We start from the raw sequence: 23,657 nt of genomic DNA, 5'->3' as shown, positions 1-23,657 counted from the left end.
TCTTTGGTAAAATAAAACTGTTGTAATAAAAAATTTTAATATTATGGAGAATGTTATGAAATCACATTTTAAAACACTTATTTTTTTCCTATTTATATTTCTTATTTCATCCGTTAATGTAACGGCAGTGTCAGCCCCTCCTGAAATAAATTCAGAAGGTTCTGTTTTGATGGATGCATCAACTGGAGAAATATTATTTAGTAAAAATCCCGATAAAGTTTTGGAGCCGGCCTCAACGACTAAGGTAATGACTGCTATATTAACTTTAGAAAATTGTGATTTAAATGAAGAAGTTGTAGTTACTGAAGATTTTACAAATGTTGATGGTACAACTATAGGCCTTTTAAAAGGTGATATTGTTACTGTAAAAGATTTATTACTTGGGCTTTTATTAGAATCTGGGAATGATGCAGCTAACGCTTTAGCTTGCCATGTTTCTTCTTCTATTGATAAATTTGCAGTGCTTATGAATAAAAAAGCTACTGAAATTGGAGCCGTTAATACCCATTTTAAAAATCCAAGTGGATTACCTGATCCAGAACATTTAACTACTGCTCATGATTTAGCTCTAATTATGAATGAAGCTATTAAAAATGATAAATTCTTAGAACTATCTAAAGTTATGACATATGAAATACCAATAAAAAATGATTCATCTAGAACAATATGGATTAATAATAAAAATCATATGATAAATAAGAATTCAATGTATTATTATCAATATACCCTTGCAGGTAAAAACGGTTATACAACTAAATCAAACCATACATATGCAATAGCCGCTGAAAATAATGGACATATTTTAGTAGCATCGTATCTTAATGCTCTAGATAAAAATAAAAACTTTGAAGATATGAAAACTGTATTTAATTATGGATTTAATAATTTTTGTTTTTCTAATATCTATAAAAAAGGACAAGAAATAGATTCTATTAAGCTACGTAATGGCCTAGCAGTTCCTCTTATTGCTTCAAAAGATGTAAATTGCGTTATTCCAAATGAAGATAAAGACAAACTTAATACTTATATTAAATTCGAAGATAAAAATCTAAATAGATTATCTTTTAATGAAGGCGATGTTATATTAAAAGGTACTGTATATTTAAATGATGAAGAGCTATGTAAATTAGATTTATATGCCGGTATTTCTAGAAATTATTCTATAAAAGAAGAGATTGATTCTTTTGTAGAGAAAAATCAAAAGAATTTAATTATAGGAGCTAGTGTTTCTGGAGTTGCATTGCTTATTATATTAACATTAGTAATAGAATATAAAAAGAAAAAGAATCGAAAAAAGAGACTATTGGAAATTACAACTTCTATACCCAAAATTCAAGATGATCAATTGAAGAAAAGAAGAAGAAGACGGGATTAAACCCTATCTTCTTCTATTTTATTTTTTCTAATAATTCTTTCATATCATCTGGCAACTCGGCTCTTAATGAAAGTTCTTTTAAAGATCTTGGTGACTCAAAATTCAATCCATAAGCATGTAGTGCTTGGCGCTTTATTAAGTTTTCTTCCGCTCCAACTCCATATAGTTCATCCCCATATATAGGATGACCTAAATGACTTAAATGAACTCTTATTTGATGGGTTCTACCTGTTTCTAGAAGACATTCAACTAAATCTCCACCTTCAAAGCTTTCTATTACTTTATAATGAGTTATACTTCTTTGTCCTCTCTCATCAACAACTCTCATACTCCCATACTCTATACCTTCTGGTTTATAAATAGGCAAGTCTATTGTTCCTTCTTTTTCTTCTAAATTACCATGAACAATTGCTAAATATCTTTTTTGTAATTTTTCTTTCATATCTTTTGATAATCTACTATGAGAAAATTGATTTTTAGCAATTATAATAAGTCCTGATGTATTCATATCTAATCTAGAAACTAATCTTACTATACAGTTTTGATTTGTTTCTTGAAAATAGTATAATATTCCGTTTGCTAATGTGCCACTTTGAAAATTTTTAGTTGGATGAACTATGATAAATGGTTGTTTGTTAATAACTAAAACATCTTCATCTTCATATACTATGTCTAAATCTATTTTTTCTGGATTTATATTTTGACTTTCATTTCTATTTAAATCAATCTTTATAACATCACCATTTTTAATCATATAATTCATTCTAACTGCAGAATTATTAACATATATCCTTTGATCTTTTGATGCACTTCTTATCAATCTAGTTGATAAATCTAACTTTTCCTTTAGATACTCTCTTATTTTTATCTTACCATCAACATTACTAACTTTATCTTGTAAAATGCTCATATATTAAAAGTCTCCCTTTGGTTTTTATTCAAATTTTTTAAAATCTTTACCTAATATTATAACTACATCATAATCTTTGTATTCTGGTTTATCTGGTTTTTTTTCAATTTTACTTATTCCAATACTAGATTCAACTTTGCTTGCAATGTTATCATTATTGGTTAAAATTGAACTATCATTTCTCTCTTGAATATTTCCTACGTCAACCCTTGTATATCCAAGCTTTGTTAACTCATCCCTCAATGTTGCTGCTAACCCAGTAATTTTAGTTCCATTGAATATTTTTATTGTAATATCAGACTTAGAAATATCTTCTGTTCCTTTTCCTGTTGATGATAAAGATGTAATTATATCTTTATTTAAATTTTTATCAAATACAAGAAAAGATTCTCCATTTATATCTTTCGGTATACCCTGAGCTATTTTCATATCAATTTTTTCTGAATTAATTCTAACAAACTTTAAACCATATGATATAACTTTAAATGGTGGCATATTAGTATCTATATTATCTCCTAAAGCTTTTATTATGCTTGGAATTTTAAAAATAATCATAGGGCTTGTACATTTATCTACAACCTTTGATATAAATTTTTGTTGATTTTCTATTCTGTCTAAATCCCCATTTGCAAATCCTGAACCATCATTATTTTTTCTCCATCTAAAAAATTCTTCTGCTTTTTTACCATCTAATTTAGCTACTTCACCTTTTTTAAAATTAATATGAAGATTTTGTCCCTCATCATCATATATCATATTTCTTTCTATCTGCATTTTGATGCCTCCGATAGCATCAATAAATTCTCTAAATGCATTATAATCAATTTTAGCAATATAGTTTACACTTATATTAAGTAATTTTTCTACTTCTGATTTTACTCTTTTTTCTCCACCTATTGCATAAGCTGAATTTATTTTTAAATTTTTACCATTAACATCTATCAATGTATCTCTTGGAATTGAAACAACTTGTAATTTTTTATTATCAGGATTATAATTCAAAACCATAATTGTATCTGTTCGCTTTATTGCATTATTATTTGGCTGATTAGGGTCTCCAATATCAGTTCCTAATAACAAAATATTAACTGGTTTATTCATTGAAACCTTAGTTGGCCCTATCATATCATTTTTATTTATTTTTCCTAAAAATAAAAATCCTGATCCTATAACTACTATGGTAAATGTTATTACCAAAGCTAATATCAACAAAATTCCTTCTTCTAATAAATTTTGCGTTTTAACACTTTTCTTTGGTTTCTTGGATTTATTAGATCTTTTAGCCCTTCTTTTTCCCATATCTTGCCTCTCACCCCTAACAACAAGTTCTTAAATTACTAATATTTTTATCCTGCTATGTTTTATAACATGTGTTTATATATGCATAAATAAATTACCTAGTCTACTTTATTTATGCATATATAAACATTCTTTTAATACATAGTATCTTTTAATAAAAAATAATTCCTTGCTTTTATAGTATTTAAATCAATAATTAAATTTCTATTTAATAAATCTTTCATGCTTTCAGTTAAACCTAATAAAACCCCACTATCTAAATTCTCAAAAGTAGTTTGTCTTATTTTTTCTACTCCAGGGAAATCTCTACCTGGTTCTATCATGTCAGCTATATATATTATCTTAGTTAAAATAGACATATTTTCTTTTCCCGTAGTATGCCACCTTACTGCATCTAATATATCTTCATTATCAATTTTTAATTTGCTTCTAGCTTCCATTGGTGCAATTATGCTATGCCATAAATTAGAATTTTCCTTTTCTGTATTTGTTAATTCAATATTATTTTCATCTATTATTGATTGCATCTTTTCTAAAGATAAATTTTTAGCCACATCATGAGCAAGCGCTGCTATCTCAGCTTTTTCTATTGAAACTTTATTAACTTCAGCTAATTTTTTTGCAGTTTCAACAACTCCTAATGTGTGATTATATCTATTAATCTTTAAATTTTCTTTAAGATATAATTTCATTTCTTCTATACTTAACAAAATATTATTCCTCCTTGTATAAACTGTTTTCTTCTATTAATTTTATGATAGATTTAGGAATAAAGAAATCTACTCTTTCTTTATTTTTAATTCTCTCTCTTATATCTGTTGAAGATATTTCTAATCTTTTTAGTGTTAATACAATTATACTTACACCATATTTTTTTTCTATATATTCTTTTTGTTTAATTAATTCCTTATTACTAAATCCACCTCTAGAAAACACCACTAGATTACTTAAAGATAATATTTTATCAGCACTTTCCCATTTTTCTATATCCATTAAGCAATCTGCTCCAGTGATAAAAAATAATTCTACATCATTGTCCTTAAAATGCTCTAACGTTTCATATGTATAGCTGAATCCTTTTTTCTCTATCTCATAATTAGAAATAGAAAAACCAGAAAAATCTTCTATTGCTTTCTTTACCATTTCATATCTTAGCATCGCAGATGTTACTTTTTTACCTTCTTTATGAGGCGGACTACCTGCTGGCATAAAAATCATATTGTCTAAGTTTAATTGTTTTTTAGCTTCATAAGCTATATATAAATGTCCATAATGAATAGGATCAAATGTCCCTCCTATTATACCATATCGTTTCATTAAATATTTCCTCCCAGAATTTATTTACAATACATCAAGCTCTATGCTTTATTATTTTTCAATTAGAAAAATATATTACACTCATAATATAATAAATTAATTGATTTTGTAAATTCTTCTATATTATTATATCATGAACATAATCTATATTATAAATTCACAAGAAACCTAAACTAAAAAAGTTCTCTACTCTTAAATATTATTAGATTTTTATATAAAAAAATAAAACCCTTATAATAAAGGGTTTTATTTCTTATCTAATTATTTAGTTGGTATTTCTATTTTAGGTTTATTTTTAGATTTCTTATATAGTACCATCTTATTTCCTATTGCTTGAACGCCTTCACATCTTAAAGATTTGCATATTAAATCTGAAGTTTCTCTAGTGTCTAAACCACTATTTTCTAAAACTTTTATTTTAATAAGTTCTCTTTTTTCTAAAGCTTGAGCAACTTGAGTTAAAAAGTTTTCTTCTATCCCATTTTTACCTACTTGAAATATTGGAGCTATATTACTACCTAATCCTCTTAAGTAAGCTCTTTGTTTTCCAGTTAACATTCATTTTCCTCCAAAATTTTATTATAATAAGTATTCAAATTCGAAATCATTTAATCTAACAACATCTCCGTCTTCTATACCCATTTCTCTTAATTCATTCATAATGCCTTTATTTCTTAATACTTTATGGAAATATCTTAATGAATCTGCATCATGTATATTTACTGCACTTAATAATCTATCTACGAAAGTTCCTGAAACAACATAAGTATTGTATTCTTCATCTTTCTCAATATCTATATAATATGTAAATCTCTTTTCTTCTGGTACATACATTTCATCTTCTGATATTTCTAATTCCTTAACAGGAATTTCTTTAAGCATTCTTGCTGCTTCTTTTATTACTTCATCAACACCATCTCTTGTAGCTGCTGACATCTTATAAACTTTAGCAAATCCAAGTTCTTTAACTTTTCTTTCAAACTCTTCAAAAACTTCATCATCATAAAGTAAATCTGATTTATTAGCTACTACTATTTGTGGTCTATCCCATAGTTTAACTGAATATTTTTTTAATTCTTCATTGATCTTAACGAAATCTTCAAAAGGTTCTCTTCCTTCTAATCCAGAAATATCAACTATATGAACTAATAATCTTGTTCTTTCTATGTGCTTTAAGAATTGTATTCCTAATCCTACACCTTCTGCAGCACCTTCTATTATACCTGGGATATCTGCCATAACAAATGGTTCTATACCATCTACTGCTACAACACCTAAATTAGGCTTTAAAGTAGTAAAATGATAATTGGCTATCTTTGGAGTAGCTTTAGTTGTCATTGATAATAAAGTTGATTTACCTACATTAGGGAATCCTAATAATCCAACATCAGCTAATAATTTTAACTCTAAAACTATTGATAATTCGTCACCTGGCATTCCTGGTTCAGCATAGTGAGGTGCTTGCCTTGTTGGGGTAGCAAATTTAGCATTACCCTTACCGCCTTTTCCGCCTCTTACTAGTACAAACTCTTCATCTTTATGAGATAAGTCTACTATTACTTTATTACTTTCTTCTTCTCTTATTATCGTTCCCATTGGAACTCTTATAATAAGATCTTGACCAGCTCTACCATAGCATTTAGACGCTCCACCATTTTCACCATCTTCTGCAATGAATTTCTTTTTGTATTTAAAGTCTAACAGTGTAGTTATTCCAGTGTCAACTTTAAGTATTATGTCTCCACCATCTCCACCATCTCCACCATTTGGACCTCCAAGTGGTACATACTTTTCTCTTCTAAATGAAATGGCTCCATCTCCGCCTTTTCCTGATTTTATGAATACTTTGGCTTTATCTATAAACATGCTATCACCCTTCTTAATTAAATTCTTTTCCTAAATAGAATATTTTTAAACTCAATTATGATTAAACTATTATTTTACTAATTATTATGTCTTCAAAAATCACACTTTATTATAACACATTAAAAATCTCTTATAATTAATTTAACTAATTATATAATAATTTAATCATAAATAATCTAAAATGATGTTTAATTACCAAAGTTCTATTAATTTTTTCAACTCAATAAAACTATTAATTTATTTTAATGTTATTTTTTCAAAGTAATGTCACATTATATTATAAACAATTACTTAAAGCATAACCTTTTTTATAAATTATAATCCGTAATCATACAATATTATAAGTTAGATAACGAATAAATCCTTATGAATAAATTTATTTTCAATCTTTAAATATTATAAAAACATTTGAGGTTAAAAACTATATATATGTATTATTATATTAATAATTCAATATAACTTAAAAAGCACCCTGTTGGGTGCTTTATTTCAAAAAATAATTATTCAGCTATTGCTTCAACGTCTACTGGGTAAACACTAGCTTTTTTCTTATCTTTACCCACTCTTTCGAATTTAACAACTCCGTCGATTTTTGCGAATAAAGTATCATCTTTACCTCTTCCAACGTTGTTTCCTGGGTGAATCTTAGTTCCTCTTTGTCTTACTATGATGTTTCCAGCAAGAACAAATTCTCCGTCTGTAGATTTAACTCCTAATCTCTTAGATTCAGAGTCTCTACCATTCTTAGAACTACCCACTCCTTTTTTATGAGCGAATAATTGAAGGTTCATAATTAACATAAGGCTACACCTCCTCTTTCAATAAAGTTATATATTCTTTACGTTTCTTACTTCCAAACATTTCATCTAAACTTAAAATTACACTTTCTAAGCTTTTTTCAAAAGTTTGTAGTAAAACCTGTGCTTGTTCTATCTCTTCTTCGTTAAAATCATTAAGATCTAACTTTAAATATCCATCACTTATTTCATAAGTAGAATTAAGTTTTAAAACTTCATCCAAACCTATAATAACGCTTTGTGACAAAACTGAAACAGAATTACATATCATATCAAATGTCTCGCCAACTAAAGAAACATCATTTCTAAAGTCTCTATCTCCACATAAGGCATGATTGTTTATTACAAATCCAATAATACTACTGTCTTTATAATTAATTCCTACTTTAATCATGATATTAAGCTTCTATCTTTTCGATTACTAACTTAGTATAAGGTTGTCTATGACCATTTTTTCTTCTATAGTCTTTTTTAGCCTTATATTTGAAAACTATAACCTTCTTTTGCTTTCCTTGAGCTAAAACCTTAGCTGTAACTTTAGCACCTTCAACTACTGGCGCACCAACTTTGATACCTTCTCCGTTAGCTACTGCTAAAACTTCTGTTAATTCAACTGTTGAATCCACTTCAGCGTCAAGCTTTTCAACGTATATAACGTCTCCTTCTTGAACTCTGTATTGTTTTCCTCCTGTTGCTAATACTGCGTACATTAAAACACCTCCTCATTTAACGGTCTCGCCACTTTTGGTACAAAGATTAAACTTTGTTCATTAAAACCTTACGTGTGCGGTCTACAAAAGCCATTTTATCACATTATTATTTTTTTGTAAATTAAAATTTACTATTTTATATTGTAAATCTATTATATTTCTTGTTTTTTACTTATTATAGTCTATTTCTGGTATTAAATAGTGTCAAATTCTGTTATTTTATATTTTTCTAAATTAACTTTTTGACTTTGAAAAATTAAAGGTTCTATCTTAAATCCTTCCATATTTTCAATATAATTTAAATATATTTCTTTATTAAGACCATCTATTTCTTTCAGAAAATTAAACAAATCACCTTGTATTCTTTCTTTATAAACATTATCAATTTCAATATAAAAAGAATTTATTGTATTCTCTTCCTTTATTCTTAAAATTTCATTTCTTATAAGATCTTGAATATATGATAATTTTAAAATCATTCCATGCCCATTACAAGTCATGCATCCTTCTTCCATATACTCATAAATGCTTTTTCCTTGCCTTCTTCTTGATATTTGAACCAAATCTAATTCTGTAAATTTAAATATCTTAGTATTACCCTTATCTGATGAAAAACTTTCTTCTAATTCTCTCATAACTATGTTCTTCTGAGATTTATCTCTCATATCTATAAAATCTATGACAATTATACCGCTTAAATTTCTAACTTTTACTTGATTTCCAATTTCTTTTGCTGCTTCTAAATTAGTTTCTAAAATGGTTTTATCAAAACTTCTTCCTTTTATGTTTTTTCCACTATTAACATCAATAACATACATTGCTTCTGTTTTGTCTATAACTATATAACCACCACATGGAAGATTAACTTTATTATGCCTTAACTTTAAAAGCTCCTTTTCAAGTCCATAAAAATCAAATATATTTCTCATCCCAGAATATAATTCTAATACTACATTATTTTCATCTTTACTAAAATCTTTAATCTTTTCAAAATCTTCTTTATTATCTACATATATTTTTACAGTATTCTGTCCAATTGTATTTCTTAAAAGTCTAAATAAACTCAAATCTTCACCATAAATTTTTTTTACTTCAGTAGAATACTTTAAACTTTGATTAATATTAAGAAATTCATTATACAGTCTATCAACTTCATTTCTTAAAGTTTCAATATGAACATTTATTGCTTCTGTTCTAATTGTTATTCCTACATTATTTAACTCTTGTAAATTTTCTAAAATCTCTTTTTTCTTTTCTTCATCAACTATTCTCTTAGAAAAGTTGATTCCTTTATCATAACAATTTAATACTGCATATTTACCAGGGATACTAACTTTAGTAGTAAGCTTAGCCCCCTTATCATTTATTGGCTCTTTTACAACTTCCACAAGTATATCTTCACCTTTTTTTATGCCAGTATTCTTTAACTCTTCGCTATAATATAAGTATCCTTCTTTGTTTAATCCCAAGTCTACAAAGATTGAATTAATGGCAGGAAGTATCTTTTTTACTCTTGCCTTATATATTTCACCTATTATTGGTTCATTCTTATTTTCTTCTACTATACTCTCTACTAATTTTTCATTTTCTCTTATACCAATTCTTAATAAAGATTCTTTTCTTTCAATAAAAATCTCTTTCAATACACTCACATCCTAAATGAATTAGCTTTTATTATTAAATATCAACACTATTTTTAAACATAGACGTATTTTATAATTACTATTTATTAAATTCTAATGCTTTATATAGTGGTAATAATCTTTCACCCTTTAAAAAATACATCTCTTCTCTTTTTATATCTACAAAAGATTCTGTTTTAGCATTAGAAGTTCTTTCTTGAATATATTTAACTACTAATTCTGGTGCCAAATGTTCTCTACTACCTGAATTAATAACCATATTTATAACTAGATAATCATCTTTTATCCAAAATTTAAATTCTCTAATCATTGGTTTTATATCTACTTCTTTTTCGCCTTTTTTGCTCTTCTTTATTGTCTGCCAATCACTCTTGCTTAAAAGTTCATTAACTTCATTTTCAAGATTTTCTGTATTTTCATAAGGAACTTTTGCTGTATATCTAGCAGCATCAATTAATGCCATACCTTGAGGAACTTTCTTTTCACCTTCTACATATGGAATTCTAGTGGCTTCTTTAAATTTTATTCCACTTGAAGATACTGAGTTTAATCTATTTATAATTTCTTTTTCATTCATTTCATCTGCAAATACTAGATCCATGTATTCTCCATCAGAATACACACCAACAGCTAGTGGTTGAGCTATAGACATAGTCATATGTGGATTAAATCCTTTTGAATACTCCATAGGAAGATCAGCTCTTCTAATATTTTTTTGTATGGTTCTCATTAAATCTAAATGAGAAATAAACTTTACATTTGCTTCTTTAGTATATTTAATTAAGTATCGCACTTTCGAAACATTCCCCTTCCTTAAAGTTCACATTAACACCGCAACCTGTACATCCTTTTCTACAGTTTTGAGTTAATTCTGCTCTTTTAGCTTTTTCATTTTCTATTTCTAGATATTTTCTATTTACTCCAATATTAATAAAGTCCCAAGGTAATATTTCTGAATATTCTCTTTCTCTATATACATAGAATTCTCCATCTACATTACATTCTTCTAATGATTCCATCCAAGCATCGTATTTAAAGTATTCTGACCATCCATCAAATTTAGCACCTTTTTCAAAAGCTTTTATTAAAACATCGCATAATCTTCTGTCGCCTCTAGCAAATAATGATTCCATAAATGATGTTTTTTGCTCATGATAATTATAATTTATTGCTCTAGTTTTGATTGAACCTTTTACTGCTTGTATTTTTTCTTTTACATTTTCCATTTTTTCCATAGCACTCCATTGGAATGGTGTAAATGGCTTTGGTACTAGTATTGAAGTACTCACTGTAACTCTAAGCCCCTTATTTCTAACACCCTTAGGAATTTCATAATATTTTGCAACTATTTTTTCAGCTAATTCTCCAATTGCAGCACAATCTTCTATATTTTCGTATGGTAATCCAATCATAAAGTAAAGCTTTAATTTACTCCAACCTGATTCAAATGCACTTTTTGCTGCTTCTAATATTCTTTCTTCAGTTAACCCTTTATTTATTATATCTCTCATTCTTTGAGATCCTGCTTCTGGAGCAAAGGTTAAACCTGTTTTTCTAACTTTTTGAATTTCTTTTATTAAATCAACTGAAAAAGCATCAACTCTTATTGAAGGTAACGCTATTGCAACTTTATTCGGTTCATGTTCTTCCATTAAATCTTTTATTAATTTTTCTATTTCAGAATAATCACACGTACTTAATGATGATAATGAAATTTCTTGATATCCCGTATTTTTAACTAGTGTTCTAGCTTGTTTTACTAAATCTTCTCTTTTCTTTTCTCTAACTGGTCTATAGATCATTCCAGCTTGGCAAAATCTACATCCATTAGTACATCCTCTAAACGTTTCTAATACCACTCTATCATGAACTACTTCTGTATAAGGAACTATGATGTTCTCTGGAAAATCAACCTCTGTATAATTGTTTATAATTCTCTTTGTAACAACTTTTGGAACATCCTCATATTTAGGTTTAAATTCTTTTATTGTTCCATCTTCCTTATAAGTAACATCATATAATGAAGGTACATAAACACCTTGAATTTTTGATATTTCTCTTAAGAATTCTTTCTTTTTGCCTTTACCTTTATATTTTTTATATACTTCTAAAACATCATCCATCATTTCTTCGCCTTCACCAATTTCAAAGAAATCTACTATGTCATATAAAGGCTCTGGATTGTATGCACAAGGACCACCAGCCATAACTATTGGCTCATCTTCGCCTCTTTCTGATGCTCTAATAGTTAGTCCTGACATATCAAGCATATTTAATATATTTGTATAACTCATTTCATATTGTAATGTGAATCCTAATATATCAAATTCGCCTAATGATTCTTGAGTTTCTAATGTAAATAATGGAATATTATTTTTTCTTAACTGTTCTTCCATATCTGGCCATGGTGCAAATGTTCTTTCACAATATGTATCATTTCTTTTATTTATTGTATGATAAAGTATTCTACTTCCTAAATGAGACATTCCAACCTCATAAACATCTGGAAAACAAAATGCAAATCTTATATCAACTTCCTTGGGTTCTTTAATAACTTGGTTTAATTCTCCCCCAGTATATCTACACGGCTTTTCAACCTTAAATAAAATATCATCTGAAATTTTGTTCATTCTAAAAAATTTCCTCCTTAAAATATGTTTATGTTTATATAACTCTTTTATCTAAAATCTAGTAAATTTCAATTTATGCATATTCAAAAAAAATAACAAATCAGTATAATAGTCTATTTGCATCATACTACCTGGCATCTTTTACTTGTTATTTTCTTTCATATGCTTTATTTAAAATATTTTAGTCTATAAAAGTAAATAAAAGAAGTATCTAAATCATCTACTTCCTATTTGCTACACCTATTCTAACACAATCAAACCACATTTTGAATAACGTTATTTTCCCAAATAACAACTAATCCCAACTAACATTAAAAATATTTTCAACTCAATTTTATTACTATATATTCTTAGTTTTAATTAATTATCTACTTTATTTTATAATTACTAGGAATATCACCAGTATATTTTTTAAAATTATAAGTAAACTTTCTATAATCACTATAACCTACATTCTTTGCTATTATTGATAGTGGATATCCCCTTTTTAGCAGTTCTATAGCTCTCTCCATTCTGAGTTTTCTTATATATTCTAAAAATCCCATACCTAAAACTTGCTTTAACTCTCTAGATAGATAGCTTTCGTTTAAATACACGCTGTTAGCAACAATTGTTAATGATATATTGTTATTATAATTATCATTTATAAATTTAATAGCTCTTTTTATACTACTATCCTCCAATTCACCCTTATATTCCCTTACATTTTCAATAGCCAAATTCATAAATTTCTCTAAATCATTTTTTAAATCACTCATTTTATTATACTCATCTTCTAATTCTATGTTTTCTAAATTATTAGTAGTAACGCCTAAATCTTTAAGTTTTTCCTTGATCTTTAAAATCAATTCAAATACCATCTTAATTATCACACTTTTTTTTATCATATAATCACTTAATATTTTAAATAACTGATTACTACTTTTATTTAATCCCTTTGTATTTGCATTTAATATTTCATCAATTATTTCACCAATTATATTATTTATTTTTCCATAGTCACTATATAAACTAATTTGTTCTCCCTCCTCTAAAATGATTCCATATCCTTCATAGAAACATCTTTCATAAATTCCCTTTGCTATTCTGTAAAGTTCTTTTAATTTTATTACAGGTTCTGCTTTAGTTATTGATATTGTAATTATTCCCTCCGTACTCTTTTTAACTTTTTTTATTAGTTCCTTAAACTCTATATCCATATCTTCATATAGTACTAGTCCTATTTTATTAGCATGTGGTACAAATACATAACATTTCTCTATATTATCTAAAACCCACTTTCTTATTATAGATATAATTTGTATATTTAAGTATTCTTTGTTTTTATCAACAAAATGCTGATAACTATCATTATTTATAAGTACTACTTTTACATTTTTTGAATTATCCAGGTGATTATTTACTTCTTCTATGGAACTTTGTCCCCTCATAATACTTAATAAATGTTTTTCCACTTTTGATTTAGCATATTCTTTTTCTTTTTGAATAGTATTTACAGCATTCATGATTGCTTCTGTAAATTCTGATACTTCTATTGGTTTTAAAATAAAATCTAAAGCATTTATTTTCACTGCACCTCTAGCATATTGAAATTCATCATGTCCTGTGATTACTATAAATTTTACATTAGGTAAGAATTGTTTAATACTTTTAGCCATCTCTATTCCATCTACTTCTGGCATATTTATGTCTGTAACTATAATATCTGGCTTAAGTTCTTTACATATATCTATACATTCATAAGCATTTGTTGCTTCAGCACAAACATTACACTTCATTTTTTCCCATGGAATTATACACCTAAGGCCCTTCCTAGAATAGTATTCATCATCAACTATAATTACTTTAATCACTTATTTTCTCCCCCTTTTCAGGTACTATTACAGAAAATACAGTAAGTTCTTCTTCTTTAGTATAAAATACTCCATAACCTTCTCCATAAAATAATTTTATTCTCTTATTAAGATTCTTAAGACCAATTCCTTCACCTTTTATTTTGCTATTTTCAACCCCAACTCCATCATCCTTAATTTGAAAACATAAGTTGTCACCATCTTTGAATCCCTTAATAATTAAAGTTCCATTTCCTACTTTTTCTTCTAATCCGTGTACAAAAGCATTTTCAACCAATGGTTGTAGCATTAATTTTAAAATTCTACATTCTAAAATATCTTCTTGTATATCGATATTAATTTTAAATTTATCTTTATATCTATAATTTTGTATAATCAAATAATTATTTATTTGTTGATATTCTTTTTTAACGATTACAGTATCCTCATTATTATTAACATTATATCTAAAAAACTTAGCTAATGAATCTGTAGCTTCAATTATAGAATCACTTTCTCCAAGTCTTGCCATCCAACTTATAACCCCTAATGAATTATAAAGAAAATGTGGATTTACTTGAGACTTTAATGATTTAAATTCAGCTTGTTGAACTAAAAGTTCCTTTTTGTAATCTTCTAAAATAAGTCTATCCAATTCCTTTATCATATCATTAAATCCTCTTGATAATTCTCCAATTTCATCATTAGCACAATTTATTGTTGATACTTTTAAGTTTCCTTTTTCAACTTCTTTCATTAACGTTATAATTTCTACAATTGGTTTAGAGATTTTTTTAGACATAATGAGAGCAAAGAAAATTGCTATAATTACCACAAAAAGTGTTAATATAATTATTAATTTTATATTACTTAATACCTCCTCTAAGAAGTACTCTTTGGGTATTAATTCCATAACCTTTATTTTTGTTTTATTAGCACTAGTATAATATCCTAAATAATCCTTTCCATTTACAGATATTTCTATAATTCCAGAATCATCCTTCATCTTAAGTAAATATTTAGAATCTAATTTTAATCCAGTAGCATTTTTATACTTTTTATCAGTAATAATATATCCATTATTATCAAGTATCATAACATTTGAATTTTTTACAAATGATATAGATTCAAAAATATCATCAAAATAACTATCGTAAACATCTGCTATAACATATCCAATTATTTGTTTTGTATTTTTATCTACTATTGATTTTCCGATAGAAAAAACAGTATCCTTAGAATTTTCTCCTTCTACTCTTCTATGAATTTTATTTACAACTGTATCTTCATTCTTAATCAATTCTTCATAAAAATCTCCTCTAACATCTTTATAGATAGGATAATAATAATTTGTAGTTGAAAACCTACTAGTTTTGTCTAAACTAATAATATGAAGTGGTATTTCTGTATTTTGAGTAGCTAATATAGCCCTTGAAATTTTATATAATTCCTGTGTATCATCAAATCTATCTTCTATGTTATTTTCTTTTTTCATTATCCTTTGTACGTCCTCGTTCTCAGAAATATAATTAACCATCTTCTCATATGTATCAACATTATTATCTATTAATTTTGCTGCTATTTTTACATTACTATTTGTAAAAGAACCTATTTTCTCATAAGTTGATTTTATAATAAATACTGTATCATATATCCACAGTGAAATTAAAGGAATTATCCCCATAACTAAAAATATAATAAGCAACTTTCTTTTAAAACTAAAATTGTTTTTCACCATAATAAAATCTCCCATTAGGATTATTATTTTTACAAATACCTTATTTATAATACCTAAAAAAATTGTTTTTATATTATTTATAATAAACTATTTGCCTAAAAAAAAATATAGTGATATAAGAAATCTTATATCGCTATATTTTATCAATTCTCAAGAAAATTAAGTAATCAATATATTCAGTTATTATTTTTTAGATATTTTAATCCTTTACTTCATGAACTTTATTTATATATTCATTTGCTCCACACTTCAATAAAAATTCATCTAAAGTAAAATGTTTAGGTATTTTAACTGAAAGCAAACAACTTTTTATTTTTTTGTTTTCCTCATATTCATCTAAATAAAACTCAATATTTATAATTTTTATACCTTTTGTTGCCACAAATCCCTCAATATATTTCATAGCTTCCCCTTTATCAGTATAACTCATATAAATTTTGTAATTACCAGCATTGATTATAAATTTCTTTTCAAATCTTTTTAAACTTACCAATACTAAAACTATTGATATTCCACCTAATATACTTATAGAATAATATCCAAGACCAACAGCTAAGCCAATACATCCTACCACCCATACTGATGCAGCTGTTGTAAGTCCTTTTATTGATCCTTTAGTGTGAATTATAGTTCCTGCCCCTAAAAAACCTATTCCACTTATTACTTGAGCACCCAGTCTCCCCATGTCAATTTTTATGGAATTAGCTAAAACTTCATCTGAACCTATCAATATTATAGATTTACTCACCATTTCAACTTGTATTAAGGAAATTATAGTAGCACCTAGCGAAACCAAAATGTGGGTTCTAAAACCAGCTGGACTATTTGTTGACTCTCTTTCATATCCTATAACTCCACTAATTAAAATTGATAGTATTAACCTTAATCCAATTTCTTGCAAAGACATAATTTTTTCCTTTACCTAATTATATAATATGAACATTATTCTTATTAAAATTAATAAATATATCTTGTCCTTCTTCATATACTTTTTTAATTTGAGGATTAAAGTCTTCACATTTTACAACAGTATTATCTAATTGTATTGTATAATCTTGAAATGCTCCCATAAATGTAGAATTTATTATTTTCCCTTTAAATAATCCTTTATCACATACTTCAATAGCTTCTGGTCTTAATACTAGCTTACATGTTTCTCCTTTTACCTTGTCGCCTTTATATGGTAATTGGAACTTTGTATCTTCAAATTTGATGGTAGCCATTCCATCTTCTACATCTAATATTTCTCCAGGTATAAAGTTTGCTGTTCCAATAAAATCTGCAACAAATTGTGTAGCTGGTGTATAATAAATTTCTTTAGGAGTTCCAACCTGTTCAACTATACCTTTATTCATTATAATAATTCTATCTGAAAGACTCATAGCCTCAGATTGGTCATGTGTTACATAAACAGCTGTAATACCAATCTTCTTTTGAATTTTTCTTATTTCAGTTCTCATATATACTCTTAATTTAGCATCTAAATTAGATAGAGGTTCATCAAATAATAGAACTCCTGGCTCCATAACTAAAGCTCTTGCAAGTGCTACTCTTTGTTGTTGTCCGCCAGATAATTGATTAGGATATCTTTTTTCCATTCCATTCAATCCAACTAATTCTATTATATTTTTAACTTTTATATTTATTTCATCTTTATTCATCTTCTTAATTTTCAATCCATATGCTATGTTGTCATAAATATTTAAATGAGGAAATAATGCATAACTTTGAAATACCATAGCTGTATCTCTCTTATCAGGAGTTAAATTATTTATCTTATCTCCTCCTAAAAAAATATCACCTTCTGTAGGAATTTCAAATCCTGCTATCATTCTTAAAGTAGTTGTTTTTCCACAGCCTGATGGTCCAAGCAATGTTACAAACTCCCCTGGCTTTATATCAATTGAAATATTATCTACTGCTTTAAATTCAGAATTTCCACCATGAATTATATATGTTCTTGTCAAATTTTTTATATTTACACCTTTGCTTCTTTGCATATCTACCACTCCTATTATAATAAATTATCATCACTTTTACTTACACCAAATTTATTTAATGCAAAATACATTAATCCAATGGCAACTAATACTATTATAATCAACACTGTTGAAAATGCTGATGCAACACCAAATCTTCCATTGTCTACTTGGGATAAAATTGATGCTGTAAGTAATTGATATTTTGGTGTTACTAAAAAAATCACTGCACTTACTGCTGTCATACTTCTTACAAATGTATATACTAATCCACTAAAAAATGCTGATTTTATTAATGGTAATGTAACTGAAGTAAATATTTTTGTTGAGCTGGCACCTAAATCTTGTGCTGCCTCTTCTATAGCTGGATCTATTTGTTGTAATGATGCAATCCCTGATCTAACACCAACTGGTAAACTTCTAACAATAAATGCTATAACTATTATAAATGCTGTTCCTGTTAATACTAATGGTTTTGTATTATATGCATTTATGTACCCTAAACCTAATACTGTTCCTGGTACTGCCATTGCTAAAAGTGAAGTGAATTCTATAAAGCTTCTTCCTATAAACTTCTTTCTTACTATTAAGAATGCAATAATCATACCTAATACTCCTGTTATTGGAGTTGCATAAATTGATAATAATGTAGTATCTTTTAATGGTTTCATGCCCAAATTAAATACATATTTAAAATGATCTAAAGTTAATGTATAATCTATTCCCATTACCTTAAATATTCCGCCCAATGGCACCAATAGATAAAATGAAATTACAAAAACTGAAATTAATAAGCATACTATATCAATTGGCCAAACAATACGATTTTCTGTTATCAATTCTCTTTCCTTTGCAGCTTTACCCGTAACTGTTACATAAGACTTCTTTTCTATCCAGAATTTTTCCACTACAAAAAGTAATACTGATAATGTTAATAATACTACTGCGATTGCAGCTCCACCTCTCATATCGTAATTTCCTATGGCTTGCATATAAATTTTAGTAGCTAAAGTAGAGAAATTTCCACCTATAACCATAGGATTTGAAAAATCTGCGACAACTTCAATAAATGTAAGTAAAAAAGCGTTTGCAAGACCTGGTAACATCAATGGCACTGTTACCTTTATGAAAGTTTGCCACCTTGATGAACCCATACTTCTAGCTGCTTCTTCTAATGATGGATCTATCTTTTTTAATAAACCTATCAATAAAAGATATGCCACTGGAAAAAATGTCATAGTTTGAACCATTACAATCCCTTTAAAACCATATATATTAGCATCTGTAATTCCCAATAATTGTCTTGTTATAATTCCGAATTGACCAAACAACATAATTGCTGATAATGCCAAAACAAATGGTGGAGAAACTATTGGTAACATTGATACCACTTTGAACAGTTTTTTGAAATGGGATTTTAGATACGCATCTGCATATGCAAAGATAAATCCTATTACTGTTGATAATATTCCTACAGTAATGCCTAACACTAATGTATTTACTAGGGTTTGTCTAAAATCTACATCTCTTAATATTTGCTTATAAGCACTGAGTGAAAATCCTCCATTTTCAATAAAACTAACTTTTAATATAGAATATAAAGGATAAAGGATAAATATAGATAGTGTAATTATTAAAAATATTATAGTTGTTAATAGCATTGGATCCCTACATATCTTTTTCATGCTATCTAAGTTATGTCTTGCATGCATTTTGTAATTACTAATTTTCACTATGTATCACCTCGTATTAATTATTATTCATGGAAATGCCCCAAAATAAATTTTCAATATATCTTATATTAACAATCTAAATAAAATGTCTTGCTAAAATTTAGTTTTGAGGCATTCCTAATTATTTATTATTTAATTGCATTATTCCATTTTTCTACAAGTGAACTTCTTATTTTTCCTGCCAATTCTAAATCATAATCTATTAGTTTAGTATCTTTAATTTCATTTGAAATTTCAGGTTGATTAGCAGTTTCATTAGTTAAAAATTGATATGATCCAACTGTTTGACCAATTTCTTGTCCTTTTTTACTTAATACAAAATCAATAAACTTTTTAGCAGAATCTTGGTCTGGACCACCCTTAAGTATTGCAGTTGCTCCTATTTCATATCCTGTACCATCACTTGGTGAAGTTAAAACAATATCCTTCATTCCCTCTTCTCTATATTTAATTCCATCATGTAAAAATGAAACTCCAACCATTACCTCTCCTTGACCTGCAAGTCTTGCTGGAGCTGTTCCTGATTTTTCGTAAGACTTAATATTATCATTAAGCTTTTTCATATAGTTGAGACCTTCTTCTTCTCCTTTAAGTTGAATTATTGTTGCAAGTGCTGTATAAGCTGTTCCTGATGACCCTGGATTAGAAATAGATACTTGTCCTTTAAATTCAGGTTTTAATAAATCATCCCAGCTCTTTGGAGCTTCTATACTTTTTTCATCTAATAACTTTTTATTTGAAGCAAATCCTAAGTATCCAACATAAATTCCTGTCCATGCTCCATTCTTATCTTTATATTTTTCTGAAATATCTTTTGAATTTTCTGAAACATACTTCTCTAATAAACCATCTTCATTTGCTTGCACAAATGCATCTGCTGGACCACCATACCATACCGAAGCTTTAGGATTATCTTTTTCTGCTCTTATTCTTCCAAGAATTTCACCTGAAGACATTCTGACAGCTTCAGCATTAATTCCAGTTTCATTTTTAAACTCTTCTACAACTTTAACCATGTGATCTTCCATTAATCCACAATAAATTGTTAGTTGTTCTTGTTCTTTAGCTGAATTGCTTGAGCTTCCACATCCTGTAAATAATCCTGTAATCATTAATGTAGCAATTGAAAATGCTATTAGTTTCTTTTTATTCATTAATTACTCCCCCTTGAGTTTTTTATAATTAAATTATAGTGTAAACTTTTACTTATATTATATATAAGTAAATATTTCTCACCTAATATGTAAAATTTTCGTTGTTATAATTACTTTTCCTATTATATATATGTAATAGATAAAACTACTTAATATTAATTAAGATCTCTTAAAAATAAAAAACTACAAATTGAAAATATTTGTAGCTTTTTATTTTTATATTATTCTATTAATAGTAAGTTAATACTTTGAAATTATTTGATTTTCTTTTTCACATACTCTTCTAAAGTTATATTTCCATACGCCTTTAAAGCTCTTAACAATTCATCTTCATGGATTATTTTAAGTAATTGCATATCATCATCAATAACATAAAATGTATTAAATTTATTTTTATCCACTAATGTTAGTACATTAACTAAGCCCTTTTTACAATATACTGATATGCTTTTATTTTCTATATAATCATATTTTTCTAATTTTCTTGATTTTTTAATCATGTCACTCATGATTATATACATTGTCTTCTCTTTCTCTATAATTGTGGCGTATGTCATCAGTATAGAAGCTAAAAATAGACTTATATTTATTTTATGTAAAAATATCATTATAATAAATAATATAAAAAATATACTAGAAACAATAAAACTAAAAATTTCTGTTATTTTTTTAGATTCCTTATATAAAAACTTTTTTGATAGCAATATTTCATATATTCTTGAACCATCCAATGGATATGCTGGTAAAAGATTAAATATTCCCAAACTCAAGTTAATATCTATACTGCTTTTTATAAAATTAGAATCTACATATTCCTGAATAAAAAATAAAAATACAACCATAAAAATATTAAATGCAGGACCAGATAAATATAAAATAAGCTTTTTCTTTTCTGATAATTCATCAATATCACCTAGTTCCGCATGTGTTCCTGATAAATTAAGCTGTATATTATAAAACTTACACCCAAACTTTTTAGCAACAAATATATGAATACATTCATGTGCTATAATCCAAAAAAAACTTATAAATAGTGTACTCTTAAAATCTAAGATAGCAAATATTATTAAAATTTCTATAATAAAAATACTATACCATTTTTTCATGTTCAACTCCTATGTCATTGATATTGCATTATACATTTTTCAAATTAGAAAAATCTAAATATTCAGTTGGATCTTGTTCCTTACCCATATAAATAAACTTAAATATTACCCCTGTCTTCTCAGTATTAGATATTTTATTACAATCTCCCAAATACTCTCCTTTTTTTATTTCATCTCCTTCTTTAATATCAGAATTTTTAATCATTCCATAGTATGTTTCAATTCCATTACCATGATTTATTAATATATTTTGACCTTCATCATTAGTAGTAGATTTGACTACAGTTCCATCCATACTACAAATAACTTGTTCACCTTCTTTACCTTCAAGCAAAACCCCTTGAATATCACCTTGCAATTTCATATACGAAGCTAGAACTGGTAAACAATAATTATCTTTTATTTTTGATTTAATACTGGTCTTTTCAACTTTATTTGTTTTTTCTTTAAGTAAATTCATACAATCTACTGCTTTGCCTTTTATATCAGTGCTCTTTATTTTGTTAATAACACTAATAACATAAGAATAATTAATATCTTTACTAAAATCTTGAGTTAAGTATTGTTTTGATAACGTATATACATCTTTAGTTTTTTGTATTGGCATAATTTTAAAAGAAAATATTATAGCAAATAATATTATCGAAGTTACACATTGGAATATTATTTTATTAATAATTCCAGGTCTCTTTTTCGAATTTCTATAATCATTAGTATGCATTTGTCTATTATTATAATGATTCATTGATTTTCCTGTATTAATACCTCTTTTTTGATTCAATATATTCTTATAGTATCTTTCATATTGACTTCTATAGTTACTCATATTTCCTCCCCATTGATGATTAAATTTTATATTAGAGAAATAACTAGAATTAAAGATTATTAATTCTAGTTATTCCTTTAATACTAGGCATAATATAACGCCTTATTAAATTATATTTATGAAAAACATATATTATGAAATATTTTACTACTAAATAAAAAAATCTATTATTTTATTTAAGTATATTTTTTCTTTTGCCTCTGTTTTATTAGAGTATTTATATAAAAGCAAAGTACACAGAGTAATTGAACTTTACCTATTGCATATATCAACATACATTTAAAACACACAAAAAAAGCAGATGATTATTCTATCATCTGCTTCTATATAGCTTCTAATTATAAATTTAATAACTTTTATTAAAACTGTTTAATTATTAAATCTGCTGTGCCTGAGTTAGTAACAACTGGTATATTATGTACATCACATACCCTAAGCAATGCTGATACATCTGGTTCATGTGGTTGAGCTGTAAAAGGATCCCTGAAGAATACAACTAAACCTATTGTTCCTTCAGCTATACGTCCTCCTATTTGTTGATCTCCACCATATGGTCCTGATAAATATCTTTTTATATTAAGTCCAGTTTCTTCTGATATCATTTTTCCTGTTGTGCCAGTTGCTAATAATTCATGTTTTTCAAGAGTTTCTTTGTTTCTTTTTGCAAACTCTATTATCTCTTGTTTTTTCTTATCATGAGCTATTAATGCTATTCTCAAATACCCCACTCCCTCTTCTAAAC

Annotated in this window: 22 protein-coding genes; 1 reads left to right on the top strand and 21 read right to left on the bottom strand. The window is 26.9% G+C overall.

Translation table 11 applies throughout. From position 1 onward, the window contains the following. The first annotated feature begins 55 nt into the window (after window positions 1-55). Window positions 56-1,375, top strand: a complete 1,320-nt coding sequence (locus RYM86_RS05420) for a D-alanyl-D-alanine carboxypeptidase family protein (RefSeq protein ID WP_315078443.1) — start codon at window positions 56-58, stop codon at window positions 1,373-1,375. A 13-nt stretch (window positions 1,376-1,388) separates the two neighbouring features. Here RYM86_RS05420 and RYM86_RS05415 read toward each other — a convergent pair whose 3' ends face one another. From RYM86_RS05415 to RYM86_RS05315, 21 genes are all read right to left on the bottom strand, one after another. After that, the gene (locus RYM86_RS05415; protein ID WP_315078441.1) at window positions 1,389-2,285 is read right to left on the bottom strand and encodes an RluA family pseudouridine synthase; all 897 of its coding nucleotides are present in this window, start codon (window positions 2,283-2,285) and stop codon (window positions 1,389-1,391) included. A 24-nt stretch (window positions 2,286-2,309) separates the two neighbouring features. After that, window positions 2,310-3,584: an LCP family protein gene (locus RYM86_RS05410; RefSeq protein WP_315078438.1), complete on the bottom strand. Its 1,275-nt coding sequence runs from the start codon at window positions 3,582-3,584 to the stop codon at window positions 2,310-2,312. Window positions 3,585-3,718: 134 nt separating this feature from the next. Next, complete coding sequence (yqeK, locus tag RYM86_RS05405) at window positions 3,719-4,294, bottom strand: bis(5'-nucleosyl)-tetraphosphatase (symmetrical) YqeK (protein WP_315078436.1); 576 nt, start codon at window positions 4,292-4,294, stop codon at window positions 3,719-3,721. Window positions 4,295-4,298: 4 nt separating this feature from the next. Next, complete coding sequence (nadD, locus tag RYM86_RS05400) at window positions 4,299-4,901, bottom strand: nicotinate-nucleotide adenylyltransferase (protein WP_315078434.1); 603 nt, start codon at window positions 4,899-4,901, stop codon at window positions 4,299-4,301. A 261-nt stretch (window positions 4,902-5,162) separates the two neighbouring features. Further along, on the bottom strand, window positions 5,163-5,459 hold the full coding sequence (yhbY, locus tag RYM86_RS05395; RefSeq protein WP_315078431.1) for a ribosome assembly RNA-binding protein YhbY: 297 nt from the start codon (window positions 5,457-5,459) through the stop codon (window positions 5,163-5,165). Window positions 5,460-5,480: 21 nt separating this feature from the next. Beyond that, window positions 5,481-6,767: a GTPase ObgE gene (gene obgE / locus RYM86_RS05390; protein WP_315078429.1), complete on the bottom strand. Its 1,287-nt coding sequence runs from the start codon at window positions 6,765-6,767 to the stop codon at window positions 5,481-5,483. A gap of 500 nt (window positions 6,768-7,267) precedes the next feature. Next, complete coding sequence (gene rpmA / locus RYM86_RS05385; protein WP_003372402.1) at window positions 7,268-7,567, bottom strand: 50S ribosomal protein L27; 300 nt, start codon at window positions 7,565-7,567, stop codon at window positions 7,268-7,270. A 4-nt stretch (window positions 7,568-7,571) separates the two neighbouring features. Then, on the bottom strand, window positions 7,572-7,958 hold the full coding sequence (locus RYM86_RS05380; RefSeq protein WP_315078426.1) for a ribosomal-processing cysteine protease Prp: 387 nt from the start codon (window positions 7,956-7,958) through the stop codon (window positions 7,572-7,574). 4 nt (window positions 7,959-7,962) lie between these two features. Continuing rightward, window positions 7,963-8,274 (bottom strand): 50S ribosomal protein L21, encoded by a 312-nt coding sequence (gene rplU, locus RYM86_RS05375; protein ID WP_003374169.1) that lies wholly within the window; start codon window positions 8,272-8,274, stop codon window positions 7,963-7,965. Window positions 8,275-8,468: 194 nt separating this feature from the next. Further along, the gene (locus tag RYM86_RS05370; RefSeq protein ID WP_315078423.1) at window positions 8,469-9,917 is read right to left on the bottom strand and encodes an Rne/Rng family ribonuclease; all 1,449 of its coding nucleotides are present in this window, start codon (window positions 9,915-9,917) and stop codon (window positions 8,469-8,471) included. A gap of 79 nt (window positions 9,918-9,996) precedes the next feature. Beyond that, complete coding sequence (locus tag RYM86_RS05365) at window positions 9,997-10,710, bottom strand: TIGR03936 family radical SAM-associated protein (RefSeq protein WP_315078422.1); 714 nt, start codon at window positions 10,708-10,710, stop codon at window positions 9,997-9,999. After that, on the bottom strand, window positions 10,694-12,547 hold the full coding sequence (locus tag RYM86_RS05360; RefSeq protein WP_315078420.1) for a TIGR03960 family B12-binding radical SAM protein: 1,854 nt from the start codon (window positions 12,545-12,547) through the stop codon (window positions 10,694-10,696). The genes RYM86_RS05365 and RYM86_RS05360 overlap by 17 nt, the downstream gene beginning before the upstream one ends. A 368-nt stretch (window positions 12,548-12,915) precedes the next feature. Then, on the bottom strand, window positions 12,916-14,400 hold the full coding sequence (locus tag RYM86_RS05355; RefSeq protein ID WP_315078419.1) for a response regulator: 1,485 nt from the start codon (window positions 14,398-14,400) through the stop codon (window positions 12,916-12,918). Continuing rightward, the gene (locus RYM86_RS05350) at window positions 14,393-16,117 is read right to left on the bottom strand and encodes a sensor histidine kinase (protein WP_315078417.1); all 1,725 of its coding nucleotides are present in this window, start codon (window positions 16,115-16,117) and stop codon (window positions 14,393-14,395) included. The genes RYM86_RS05355 and RYM86_RS05350 overlap by 8 nt, the downstream gene beginning before the upstream one ends. 199 nt (window positions 16,118-16,316) lie before the next feature. Beyond that, window positions 16,317-17,024, bottom strand: coding sequence for an MgtC/SapB family protein (locus RYM86_RS05345; RefSeq protein ID WP_315078415.1), 708 nt, complete (start codon window positions 17,022-17,024; stop codon window positions 16,317-16,319). 19 nt (window positions 17,025-17,043) lie between these two features. Further along, window positions 17,044-18,117: an ABC transporter ATP-binding protein gene (locus RYM86_RS05340; protein WP_315078413.1), complete on the bottom strand. Its 1,074-nt coding sequence runs from the start codon at window positions 18,115-18,117 to the stop codon at window positions 17,044-17,046. Between the two features lie 14 nt (window positions 18,118-18,131). Then, entirely contained in the window at window positions 18,132-19,829 is a 1,698-nt protein-coding gene (locus RYM86_RS05335; RefSeq protein ID WP_399547303.1) for an ABC transporter permease, read from the bottom strand. 128 nt (window positions 19,830-19,957) lie between these two features. Next, window positions 19,958-20,983, bottom strand: coding sequence for an ABC transporter substrate-binding protein (locus tag RYM86_RS05330; RefSeq protein WP_315078412.1), 1,026 nt, complete (start codon window positions 20,981-20,983; stop codon window positions 19,958-19,960). A gap of 254 nt (window positions 20,984-21,237) precedes the next feature. Beyond that, a complete protein-coding gene (locus RYM86_RS05325; RefSeq protein ID WP_315078411.1) occupies window positions 21,238-22,089 on the bottom strand; it encodes a site-2 protease family protein in 852 nt (283 codons plus the stop codon). Window positions 22,090-22,117: 28 nt separating this feature from the next. Next, on the bottom strand, window positions 22,118-22,915 hold the full coding sequence (locus RYM86_RS05320) for a M23 family metallopeptidase (protein ID WP_315078410.1): 798 nt from the start codon (window positions 22,913-22,915) through the stop codon (window positions 22,118-22,120). Between the two features lie 359 nt (window positions 22,916-23,274). After that, window positions 23,275-23,634 carry a methylglyoxal synthase gene (locus tag RYM86_RS05315; protein WP_315078409.1) on the bottom strand — a complete coding sequence of 120 codons (360 nt, stop codon included), beginning with the start codon at window positions 23,632-23,634 and terminating at the stop codon, window positions 23,275-23,277. Between the last annotated feature and the right edge of the window lie 23 nt (window positions 23,635-23,657).

It is taken from the genome of uncultured Clostridium sp., assembly GCF_963527835.1.
GTDB lineage: Bacteria > Bacillota > Clostridia > Clostridiales > Clostridiaceae > Clostridium.
Note: the sequence above shows the minus strand (reverse complement) of the source record. Positions and strands in the feature narration are given on the sequence as shown.